Raw genomic sequence first — 10,713 nt, 5'->3', positions numbered from 1 at the left:
GCGGCCACAGCGGCGAGGTAACACCCGTACCCATCTCGAACACGGAAGTTAAGCTCGCCAGCGTGAACGCAAGTACTGGAGTGTGCGAACCTCTGGGAACACGTTCTCGCCGCCTCCACTCATACTCAAAGCGATATTCACACTCGCCCGCACGGACCGCCCGTGCGGGCGTTTTTCATTTCGAACTCCCAGCGGCCGCTATCCACGAGAGACGTCTTTCCGTGAGCCGGGCCGAAGCGTCGAGGACACGCTCGGAATACATCCGGTCACGGTCACCCCACGCTCACCATCGGCCACGGTCTCCGTTTCACGACCGAACCCGCCCAGTCTGCCGATTGAGCCGAGTTAAATTCGGCTAAAACGAGCTATAGTCGGATTCGGAGACTGTCCTTATTATGTGTATTTAGGGTGTAGCTGAGATTGCAATGCGCACCGAATCACTGACGGTCGTGCTGGTACTGCTGGTCGTGACCGCCGTCCTCCCCGGAGCGGCGAGTGCGGCGACGACGGTGAGCGTCGCCGTCGAGCAGGACGACGCGACGGGAGAAGCGCTCGTCGTCGTCACAGACAACGAAACCGCAGTCGAGAACGCGACGGTGAACGTCACCGGAGAACTGGCGTACGCGGGCGCGGGGACGTACCGGACGGACGCGAACGGGAGCGTGGCGCTTCCTGAACCCGCGGTGACGCAGAACGTCACCGTCGTCCTGACGGACGGCGACGCGGTGGGCGAGACCACCGTTCGCCTCGTCGGCGCGGGACTCTCTGTCGACGTCGCACAGACCGACGACGGCGCCGTGACCGTGGACGTCGCACGCGGCGGCGAAGCGGTCGAGAACGCGACGGTGACCGTGACGAGCGACACCGACTACGTGGGCGCGGGGACCTTCGAAACCGGCGAGGACGGGACCGTCTCCCTGCTCGCGCCGACCGAGAACGTCTCCGTGACGGTCGCTGCGACGGCGGACGGCGACACCGTCTCGGAGACCGTCGAGTTGACGACCGAGTTCGTCCAGCAGGAGGGGAACTTCGGGCGGGCGGTGCGGGCGTTCCTCGGCGCTCTGCGCGCCGCGGGTTTCGACGGCCCGCCGGGGCGTATCATCTCTGAATTCGCGACGGCGAACAACCCCGGTAACGCGGACGACGCGCCGGGTCGGTCGGATGCGGCGAACGACTCGGACGCGCCGGGCCGGCCCGACGCGGCCGGACAGGCGAACGCCTCCGCGGCCGCCGACCGAGGCCCCGACGGCGAACGCGGGGCGCCGGAGCACGCGAAGAAGGGGAAGAACGCCGACGACTCCGATTCGGACTCCGAGGCGCCGGACGACGACCGAGCGGCGAACGACGCCGGTAAAGGCGACGTCGAGGAGGACGACGCCGAGGGAGCCGAGGGCGACGACGCGGACGAGGACGATTCCGACGACGAGGAACGCTCCTCCTCGAACCGAGGCAACGGAGGGGGGAACGGGAACGGAAACGGTAACGGCGGAAAGAACAAGTAATCGCTCGGAACGGGACCGAGTCGGACGCGGACGCTTACCCCGGCCGTCGACGCCCGGGGCTCACGGCTCGGTACGCTCTTCTGCGAGTCGCGTCCTGAGGTCCGAGAGCGGGACGCCCGCCCGCGCGGCGACGCGTTCGGGGGCGACGTCGAAGCGTTCGGACGCCCGCACCGCGCCGGCGGCGACGAGTTCGTTGCGCGCATCCGGCGGCGACCACGTCGGGACGGGCGACTCGGATTCCAAGGCGGAGACGGCGACGGTGCACACCAGCGCCGCGGTCAGCGGGTCGGACTGCGGGTCGCCGGTGTCCTCGCGGGCGCGTTCGACCGCGCCGGCCAGCGCGAAGTAGCGCCGTGCGTCCGCCGATTCGAGCAGCGCCCGTTCCAGGGCGCTGTCGACGACGGCGGACAACGCGTCCGCGTCGTGCGGGTCGGTCACGCTCCGTCTACGGCCGCGAGGTCGGCCCTGACGACGGTTCCGTCGGGGCGGAGCGTGACCCGGCCGAGCGTCACCGTCTCGCCGTTCGGCGTCTCGGTCGCGATGGCGCGGAGGGTGCGCTCGCGGTCGAGTCGCTCCCACACTACCTCCTCGACGAGACGCTGGAACTCCTCGGGGTCGGTCCACCCGGAGTCGATGTCCGAGGGGACGCGGACGACGAACTGCAGGTCGGACTCGGTGACGTGGATGCCGACGCCGAAGGTGTCTCCGGCGCCGGTATCGGCGTTCACGTCCGTCGCGTCGCCGCCCGTGTCCCCGTCCGCATCGCTGTCGCTCATGTCCGTTCCTCGGGCGCGGCAAGGCAAATAGTCGGTGGTGCGTCGAGACATCGGCGCGGCGGTGCGACGGTGCGGCGGACCGGAGACCGACGGTCCGGAGAACTCGCGGACCGGCGACGATTCCGTGCGAACTGCCAGCACGGGCCTGAGCGCGAGCGGATAGGACGCCTTTTGCCCGCCGAGTAATTTCGAGAAGTCAATGAGCTACAAGATCGGACTCGTCGGCAAACCCTCCGTCGGCAAGTCCTCTTTCTTCAACGCGGCGACGATGAACGACGTCCCCGAGGGCGCCTACCCGTTCACGACCATCGACCCCTCCGTCGGCGAGGCGTACGTCCGCGTCGACTGCGCGGCCCCCGAGTTCGACGAGACGTGCACGCCGTCGGTGGGCTACTGCGACGACGGCACGCGCTTCGTCCCCGTCAAACTCGTCGACGTGGCGGGACTCATCCCCGGCGCGCACGAGGGGAAGGGCCTCGGCAACCAGTTTCTCACCGACCTGAACGAGGCGGACGTCCTCGTCCACGTCGTCGACTTCTCGGGGGAGACGGACATCGAGGGCGAGGCCACCGAGGGCCACGACCCGCGCGAGGACATCGACTTCCTCGAGGACGAACTCGACATGTGGTATCTCGACATCTTGGAGAAGGGCCTCGAACGCTATCGCACGGGCTACGACGGCGACGAGAAACACGTCGAGGAGGACCTCGCCGAGCAGATGTCGGCGTTCAAGACGAACAAGGACGAGATAAAGCAGGTGATACTCGGCCTCGGCCTCTCCTTGGACCCCGAGGAGTGGGACCCCGAGGACAAGGAATCAATCGCCCGCGAGATTCGCAAGCGGACGAAGCCGATGCTCGTCGCGGCGAACAAGATGGACAAACCCGCCGCGCAGGAGAACTTCGCGGAGATAACCTCCGACCCCGACTACGAACACCTCACGTTCGTCCCCGCCAGCGCGCACGCGGAGAAGGCGCTGAAGAAGGCCGCCGAGGGCGGCGTCGTCGACTACGAACCGGGCGCGGCCGACTTCGACATCGTCGGCGACGTGAGCGACGAACAGGAGGCGGGACTCGAACAGATTCGGGAGTTCGTCGACGCCTACGGCGGGTCGGGCGTCCAGCAGTCGCTGGAGGCCGCCCTGTTCGACGTGATGGGCGCCATCGGCATCTTCCCGGGGAGTGCCAACGGGAAGTCCGACTCGGAGGGGGTGTTCCGCGACTGCTTCGTCCTGCCGGAGGGGTCGACAACCGAGGACTTCGCGTACCACCTGCACTCGGACATCGGCGACGGCCTCCTGCACGGCATCGACGTCCGGTCGAAGCGACAGGTCGGCTCCGACCACGAACTGGAGCACCGCGACGTGCTCGAAATCGTGACGACCGGGTGAAACGCGGAAACCGGCCGTCTCCGTGTCGTCTCCGCCCCGAAATCCGCTCGCGTTCCGACGTGGAACGAGTCGCATGAACTATAGGCGATGAGCCGATACGAACCTACGATGCGGGAGGAAAGCCCTGCTCTCGACGCCACCCTTTCTGGGGAAATCGGTGGCCTCGGAGGAGACGTGACGCTCGACGACCTCTTCGGGGACGACTGGATGGCGATGCACACGGACAGCGAGTCCATCGCCGAGTTCATCCAGTCGTGCGACTACGAGGTCGACGACCAGGAATCGTTCGAGAACATCCCGGACAGGCGGTGGGACGACCACGTGGCGGCCCACTCGCAGTTCGACGACTGGCGGTCGATGCTGTCGGCCGCCGTCGAGACGTACGTCGGTATCGTGCGTCCGACGCCCGACGCCGGGCCCGACGCGGGCGACCCGCCCGCCGAGGCAAGCGACTGACCGGGCGAGAGCGACTGACCGACCTACCTGACCCACCGACCGGTTCGACGTCCACTCACCCCGCCCCGCGGCGGCCGCGGAGGCGTTCGAAGACGGCACCGACTAGCTTGTTCTCCGCGCGGCGAAGGTGTTCCTCGGCCGTCCGGCGGCCGACGCCCAGTTCCGCGGCCAACTCCTCCGTCGTCGTCTCCCGCGGAATCTCGTAGTAGCCGCCCTCGACGGCGGCGCGCAGGGCGTCGTACTGCCGCGGGCTGAGGTCCGGGAGCAGGTCCGCGGGCGACGGCGGCACCCCCTCGGCGACGGCGTTCGCCCGCCGCTTCGAGCGGACGTCGACGGCCAAGCCGTCGGCGAGGAGTTCCCGATAGACGGCCGTCAGCGACGCGGGGTCGAGGGCGAGGACGCGACAGCGTTTCGCGCCGCCCTCGTAGCGGACGGGCGGGAGCAGCAGGCAGTCGTTGCGGACGAGGTACGCCTCGATGGCGTTCGGTTCTCGCCGCCGCAGGCAGTCGTCGGTGATGAGGAGCACCTCCCCCTCCCTGTCGAGTCGCTCGCGGACGCCGACCGCGCGTTCGACCCGTTCGACCACCGCCTCGGCGGACGCCCCGCGGATGTGCAACAGGTCGCAGTGCTCGTTGCACCACAGTTCCAGCGAGGCGTCCGTCTCCGCCGTCGCCAGCGCGTAGCCGCCGTCCCCGGATATCTCGAACGTCGCTTGGTACACGCCGGCACATCCGCAGTAGTTGTATATAAAACACCCTCCAAACGGAGGCCAGACGAGTATCCGTGACGGGCGTCGACTAGCCGCATGGACGAGACGAACGGACGAGACGGGAGTCACGAGTCGGACGGACGAGACGGGAGCGACGGCACGGAGGAACGAGGCGAGAAGGCGGGTGATGCGACGGGCCGCCGCCGGTTCGACGTCGGCGACCCCTCCGAGGAGTGGAAGCGGTATCGGGGGTCGCCCACCGGGACCGACATCGAGTGTCGCGGCTGGCGACAGGAGGCGGCACTGCGGATGCTGAACAACAACCTCGACCCGGAGGTGGCCGAACGCCCCGAAGACCTCGTCGTCTACGGCGGCACCGGCCGCGCGGCCCGGTCGTGGGACGCCTACGACGCCATCCTCGCGGAACTGCGCGAGTTGGGCGACGAGGAGACGCTCCTCGTTCAGTCGGGCAAGCCCGTCGGGCGGTTCCGAACGCACGAGCGCGCGCCGCGCGTCCTCATCGCCAACTCGAACCTCGTCGGCAAGTGGGACGACTGGGAGCACTTCCACGAACTCGAAGCGGAGGGAAAGATGATGTACGGGCAGATGACCGCCGGGTCGTGGGCGTACATCGGCACGCAGGGCATCCTCCAGGGAACCTACGAGACGCTGGCCGAACTGGGCCGCCAGCATTTCCCAGACGAGGAGGGCCTCCGGGGGAGAATCGTCGTCACCGGCGGCCTCGGCGGGATGGGCGGCGCCCAACCACTCGCGGTGACGATGAACCGCGGCGTCTGTATCGCCGCCGAGGTGGAGGAAGAGAGAATCGACCGGCGCATCGAGACGGGGTACTGCGAGGAGAAGACCGCCTCCGTCGCGGAGGCGGTCGAACGCGCCGAGGCGGCCGCCGAGGCGGGCGAACCGTACAGCGTCGGCGTCCACGGCAACGCCGCGGACGTCCTCGAAACCATGCTCGAACGCGGGTTCGTCCCGGACGTCGTCACCGACCAGACCAGCGCGCACGACGAACTGGAGGGGTACTACCCGAGCGGGTACTCCGTCGAAGAGGCGGACGCCCTCCGCGAGTCGGACCCCGAGCGGTACGTCGAGGAGAGCGTCGATACGATGGAGCGACACGTCGACGCCGTCTTGGAGATGCAGGACCGCGGGAGCGTCGCCTTCGAGTACGGCAACAACATCCGCGGGCAGGTGGAGTCGTACAAGGGGAGAACCGACGTCTTCGATTTCCCCGGCTTCGTTCCGGCGTACATCCGTCCGCTGTTCTGCCGGGGCAAGGGGCCGTTCCGCTGGGCCGCCCTCTCCGGCGACCCCGAGGATATCCGGCGCACGGACGACGCCGTCCTCGACCGGTTCCCCGACGACGACCGGCTCTCGCGGTGGATTTCGCTCGCCCGCGAGGAGGTGCAGTTCCAGGGACTCCCCGCCCGCGTCTGTTGGCTCGGCTCCCGCACCGACGGCGACGGTCTGACCGAACGCGCCCGCTTCGCCCTGCGCATCAACGAACTCGTCGCCGAGGGAGAGATTTCGGCGCCGATAGTCGTCACCCGCGACCATCTCGACGCGGGGAGCGTCGCCAGTCCGCACCGCGAGACGGAGGCGATGCGCGACGGGACCGACGCGGTGGCCGATTGGCCCATTCTGAACGCCCTGCTTAACTGCGCCGCCGGCGCTGACATCGTCAGCGTCCACGACGGCGGCGGCGTCGGCATCGGTAACGCCCTGCACGCGAACAACCATGTCGTCCTCGACGGGTCTGACCTCGCGGCTGAGAAGGCGCGCGCGGTGTTCACCACCGACCCCGGCACGGGCGTGATTCGCCACGCCGACGCCGGCTACGAGGAGGCGGTGGACGAGGCGGAGCGCTCGGGCGTTCACGTCCCGATTTCGCCCGAGGAGACGGGACCGGCGGCCGGCGCGACGAAGTCGGCGCAGTCGGCGGAATCCGAGGGAACGGACGGGCGGACGGCGGAGGAGGGCGAGCGCCGATGACACCCGAGATGGACCCCGCGCCGGAGTGGACCGGAACTTCGTCGGACCCGAACGACGAGCAGTTCGGTCACGTCGTCGAGCGGACGACGCTCGACACCTCGCGCGAGTACGACGCCGTCCTCGTCGGCGAACCGTACGACGGCGCGGTCCTCGGCCGGCCCGGCGCGCGCGAGGGACCAACGGCCATCCGGGAGGCACTCGCGTCGGTAAAGACGCATCACTTCGAGGCCGGCCCCGTTGCGAGCGTCGCGGACGCGGGCGACGTTCGCGTCGAACGCGAGGCGTCGGTCCGCGACGTGCAGGAGGCCGTGCGCGAGACGACCGCCGAACTGTACGACCGGGGGGCGCTCCCGGTGTTCCTCGGCGGCGACAACTCGCTCACCTACCCGAACGTCGTTCCGCTGGTCGATTCCGCCCGCATCGACGGCGAGAGTGTCGCCGTCGTCAGCCTCGACGCCCACCTCGACTGCCGCGAGGTGCGCGCGGTCGAGGGGCCGACCAGCGGGACGCCCTACCGCCAACTCCACGACGCGGGGTTGGGGACGCTCTGCGTCGTCGGCGCGCGGCACTTCGAGACTGGTTCGAGATACGCCGACTATCTCCGGGAGCGAGGCGGCGCCGTCGTCACCGCCGAATCGGTCGCGGAGGGCGTCGAGGCGACGCTGGACCGGATTCGGAGCGCCGTCGCGGACGCGGACTCGCTGTATCTGAGCGTCGACGTCGACGTGCTCGACGCGCCGTCGGCGCCCGGCGTCAGCGCCCCGACGCCGGGCGGTCTCTCGTCGAGGGAACTGTTCGCCCTCGTCCGCGGTATCGCCGGCGACGAGCGAGTGCGGGGGTTCGAGGTGGTCGAGTGCGCGCCGCCGTTGGACCCGACGCCGACCGGTCTCACCGCCGCGACGGCCGCCCGTACCGTCGCCCACTTCCTCGCGGGGGTGGCGGCGTGACCGACTTGCTCCTGACGAACGCCGCGGAAGTCGTGACGTACGCCGACCACGAGCGACTGGAGCGGACGGAAGACGCCGCCGTCGCCGTCGACGGCGGTCGAATCGCCGCCGTCGGCCCGACGGAGGAGGTGACCGCAGAGTTTCCCGAGGACGGCGCCGACGAGGTGCTCGACTGCTCGGAGCGGGCGGTCGCGCCGGGGTTCGTCGACCCGCACACGCACGCCCTGTTCGCGGGCGACCGCTCCGACGAGTTCGAGGCCAAGTTGCGAGGAAAGACGTACCAGGAGATTCTCGCCGACGGCGGCGGCATCCTCAGAACGGTCGACGCGGTGCGGGAGTCCTCGACCGACGAGTTGGTCGGGAACCTCGCGGAGCAGTTCGACGCGATGCTCGCGCACGGGACGACGACGGTGGAGGTGAAGTCGGGGTACGGCCTCGATACGGAGACGGAACGCCGGATGTTGGAGGCCATCGACCGGGCGGCCGCGGCGCACCCGATTCGGGTCGTCCCGACGTTCATGGGCGCGCACGCCGTCCCGCGCGGCCGCGACGCCGACGACTACGTCGAGGAGGTCGTGACCGAACAGATTCCGGCCGTCGCGGAGCAGGGAATCGCGGAGTTCTGCGACGTGTTCTGCGAGGAGGGCGTCCTCGACGTGGAGCAGTCCCGGCGCGTCCTCGAAGCCGGGCGGGAACACGGTCTGAAACCGAAGGTCCACGCCGAGGAGTTGAGCCACCTCGGCGGGACGGCGTTGGCCGCCGAGGTGGGTGCGACGAGCGCCGACCACCTCCTGTACGCGACCGGCGACGACATCGACGCCCTCGTCGACGCCGGCACGACGCCCGTGCTCCTGCCGGGGACGGCGTTCGGCCTCGGCGCCGAGTACGCCGACGCCGAGGCGTTCCTCGACCGGGGCGCGCCGGTCGCTCTCGCCACGGATTTCAACCCGAACTGCTACTCGCAGAGCATGCCGTTCGCCATGACGCTCGGGTGCGTCGAGATGGGACTGACGCCTGCACAGGCACTCGGCGCGGCGACCACGAACGCCGCGCGCGCGGTGGACCGCCCCGACGCCGGCCGACTCGAACTCGGGGGGCCGGCCGATCTAGTCGTCCTCGACGCTCCGAGCCACGTCTACCTCCCGTACAACTTCGGCGTGAACGCGGTCGACACCGTCGTCGTCGGCGGACAGACAGTCGTCCGCGGAGGAACCGTCCTCGACCGGGAGGTGGTCGCGTGACCGACCCGGACGACTCCGAGACGGTCGTCGTCGACGGCGCGTCGCTCACCCCCGAGGACGTGGCGGCGGTGGCCCGCCGCGGCGCGGCGGTCGAGATAGCCGAGGACGCGCGGGCGGCCGTCGTCGCCTCGCGCGAACGCGTCGAGGAGATAGTCGAGAGCGGCGAGGCCGTCTACGGCCTGAACACGGGGTTCGGACAGTTGGTCGACACGCGCATCGAGGAGTCGGAGATAGAACGGCTCCAGACGAACCTCCTGCGGAGCCACGCATCCGGCGCGGGGCGTCCCCTCGACGAGGAGGAGGTGCGGGCGATGCTGCTCACCCGACTGAACGCTCTCGTCAAGGGATATTCGGGCGTCCGCGAGGTGGTCGTCGACCACCTCGCGACGATGCTGAACGAGCGGGTGCATCCCGTCGTGCGGTCGCGCGGGAGCCTCGGCGCGTCGGGCGATCTGGCGCCCTTGGCGCACCTCTCCCTCGTGCTCATCGGCGAGGGCGAAGCCACCGTCGACGGCGAGCGTCTCACCGGGGCGGACGCGCTGGCGACGGCGGGGCTGTCGCCGCTGACGCTGGCTCCCAAGGAGGGACTGGCGCTCATCAACGGGACGCAGTTGACGACGGGCGTCGCGGCCTTGCTCGTCGTCGACGCCGAACGGGTCTGCGAGGCGGCCGACGCCGCCGGCGCCCTCACGACGGAGGTGACGATGGGGACGACGGCGAACTGCGACCCGGCCGTCCAGCGCGTGCGCCCGCACTCGGGACAGACCGCGGCGGCCGAGCGAATCAGGGACCTCACCGCCGACTCCGAAATCGTCGAGTCGCACGCGAACTGCGACCGGGTGCAGGACGCCTACTCGATTCGGTGTCTCCCGCAGGTCCACGGCGCGGTGCGCGACGCCGTCGACCACCTCCGCGAAGCGGTCGAAATCGAACTCAACAGCGCCACCGACAACCCGCTGGTGTTCGATTCGGCGGAGGCCGACAGCCGAGCGACCGGGACGGCGGAGTCGGTGGTCATCTCCGGCGGCAACTTCCACGGCGAACCGCTGGCGCTCCGCCTCGACTACCTCGTGAACGCGCTGACGGAACTCGCGGCCATCTCCGAGCGGCGGATGGACCGGATGGTGAACCCCAACCTCCAGGAGGAGCACCTGCCGCCGTTCCTGACCCCCGAACCCGGCCTCAACTCGGGGTTCATGATTCCCCAGTACACCGCCGCCTCGCTGATAAACGAGATGCGCGCGACGGGTCGGCCGTCGACGGACAACGCGTCCGTCAGCGGCGGGCAGGAGGACCACGTGAGCATGAGCGCCACGAGCGCGTTCGCCGCGAAGTCGGCGCTGGAGAACGCCCGAACCGTCGTCGCCGTCGAACTGCTCACCGGCGCGCAGGCCGCGGAGTTCGTCGACGACTCGCTGGCGCACGGCCGCGGGACGAGCGTCGCGTACGAACTCGTCCGCGAGGCGTCGCCCCCGGTGACGGAGGACCGGAGCCTCGACGGCGACATGGAGGCCGTCGCCGGCCTCGTCGCCGACGGAACGCTGTCGGACCGCCTCGCCGGTGCTCTCTCGGACTCGACTCGATAATCGGAAGACCCCGCGATACCGCCCCGAACCATCACGGACGTTCCACCGGAAACGCGGTGCGTCGGGGAGCGACCGCCCGCCGCTCGGACGCGCCGC

Annotated in this window: 10 protein-coding genes and 1 rRNA gene; 8 read left to right on the top strand and 3 right to left on the bottom strand. The window is 69.7% G+C overall.

The features are described 5' to 3' along the window. Window positions 1-118: ribosomal RNA gene (rrf, locus tag NDI79_RS12050) — 5S ribosomal RNA — on the top strand; the annotation flags it as partial. A gap of 307 nt (window positions 119-425) precedes the next feature. Then, window positions 426-1,502: a hypothetical protein gene (locus NDI79_RS12045; RefSeq protein ID WP_310928694.1), complete on the top strand. Its 1,077-nt coding sequence runs from the start codon at window positions 426-428 to the stop codon at window positions 1,500-1,502. Window positions 1,503-1,562: 60 nt separating this feature from the next. On the opposite strand, the gene NDI79_RS12040 is transcribed toward NDI79_RS12045, so the two are convergent. Together NDI79_RS12040 and NDI79_RS12035 are read right to left on the bottom strand one after the other, a co-directional pair. Continuing rightward, on the bottom strand, window positions 1,563-1,940 hold the full coding sequence (locus tag NDI79_RS12040; protein WP_310928693.1) for a hypothetical protein: 378 nt from the start codon (window positions 1,938-1,940) through the stop codon (window positions 1,563-1,565). Beyond that, window positions 1,937-2,278: a DUF8124 family protein gene (locus NDI79_RS12035; protein WP_310928692.1), complete on the bottom strand. Its 342-nt coding sequence runs from the start codon at window positions 2,276-2,278 to the stop codon at window positions 1,937-1,939. The genes NDI79_RS12040 and NDI79_RS12035 overlap by 4 nt, the downstream gene beginning before the upstream one ends. Window positions 2,279-2,477: 199 nt before the next feature. Between NDI79_RS12035 and NDI79_RS12030 the strand changes: the two genes are divergently transcribed. Beyond that, complete coding sequence (locus NDI79_RS12030; protein WP_310928691.1) at window positions 2,478-3,668, top strand: redox-regulated ATPase YchF; 1,191 nt, start codon at window positions 2,478-2,480, stop codon at window positions 3,666-3,668. An 87-nt stretch (window positions 3,669-3,755) separates the two neighbouring features. After that, window positions 3,756-4,124, top strand: a complete 369-nt coding sequence (locus tag NDI79_RS12025; RefSeq protein WP_310928690.1) for a hypothetical protein — start codon at window positions 3,756-3,758, stop codon at window positions 4,122-4,124. 55 nt (window positions 4,125-4,179) lie between these two features. Here NDI79_RS12025 and NDI79_RS12020 read toward each other — a convergent pair whose 3' ends face one another. Further along, entirely contained in the window at window positions 4,180-4,845 is a 666-nt protein-coding gene (locus NDI79_RS12020) for a helix-turn-helix domain-containing protein (RefSeq protein ID WP_310928689.1), read from the bottom strand. 84 nt (window positions 4,846-4,929) lie between these two features. Here NDI79_RS12020 and hutU point away from each other — a divergent pair, with 84 nt between their 5' ends. From hutU to hutH, 4 genes are read left to right on the top strand one after another with little or no spacing between them, the layout of a single operon-like run. Continuing rightward, a complete protein-coding gene (hutU, locus tag NDI79_RS12015; protein ID WP_310928688.1) occupies window positions 4,930-6,843 on the top strand; it encodes a urocanate hydratase in 1,914 nt (637 codons plus the stop codon). Continuing rightward, on the top strand, window positions 6,840-7,790 hold the full coding sequence (hutG, locus tag NDI79_RS12010) for a formimidoylglutamase (RefSeq protein ID WP_310928687.1): 951 nt from the start codon (window positions 6,840-6,842) through the stop codon (window positions 7,788-7,790). Before hutU ends, hutG begins: the two co-directional genes overlap by 4 nt. Continuing rightward, complete coding sequence (gene hutI / locus NDI79_RS12005) at window positions 7,787-9,031, top strand: imidazolonepropionase (RefSeq protein ID WP_310928686.1); 1,245 nt, start codon at window positions 7,787-7,789, stop codon at window positions 9,029-9,031. Before hutG ends, hutI begins: the two co-directional genes overlap by 4 nt. Beyond that, the gene (gene hutH, locus NDI79_RS12000; RefSeq protein ID WP_310928685.1) at window positions 9,028-10,617 is read left to right on the top strand and encodes a histidine ammonia-lyase; all 1,590 of its coding nucleotides are present in this window, start codon (window positions 9,028-9,030) and stop codon (window positions 10,615-10,617) included. Before hutI ends, hutH begins: the two co-directional genes overlap by 4 nt. Window positions 10,618-10,713 lie beyond the last annotated feature (96 nt).

Source organism: Halogeometricum sp. S3BR5-2, assembly GCF_031624635.1.
GTDB lineage: Archaea > Halobacteriota > Halobacteria > Halobacteriales > Haloferacaceae > Halogeometricum > Halogeometricum luteum.
The sequence above is the reverse complement of the archived record's forward strand: the minus strand, read 5'-3'. Positions and strand labels throughout refer to the sequence as shown.

What these genes read in the sequence shown, in the direction of transcription:
- NDI79_RS12030 (WP_310928691.1), top strand. Translation starts at nt 2,478, where the DNA reads ATGAGCTACAAGATCGGACTCGTCGGCAAACCCTCCGTCGGCAAGTCC.
- NDI79_RS12035 (WP_310928692.1), bottom strand. Translation starts at nt 2,278, where the DNA reads ATGAGCGACAGCGATGCGGACGGGGACACGGGCGGCGACGCGACGGAC.
- hutU (WP_310928688.1), top strand. Translation starts at nt 4,930, where the DNA reads ATGGACGAGACGAACGGACGAGACGGGAGTCACGAGTCGGACGGACGA.
- NDI79_RS12045 (WP_310928694.1), top strand. Translation starts at nt 426, where the DNA reads ATGCGCACCGAATCACTGACGGTCGTGCTGGTACTGCTGGTCGTGACC.
- NDI79_RS12025 (WP_310928690.1), top strand. Translation starts at nt 3,756, where the DNA reads ATGAGCCGATACGAACCTACGATGCGGGAGGAAAGCCCTGCTCTCGAC.
- hutG (WP_310928687.1), top strand. Translation starts at nt 6,840, where the DNA reads ATGACACCCGAGATGGACCCCGCGCCGGAGTGGACCGGAACTTCGTCG.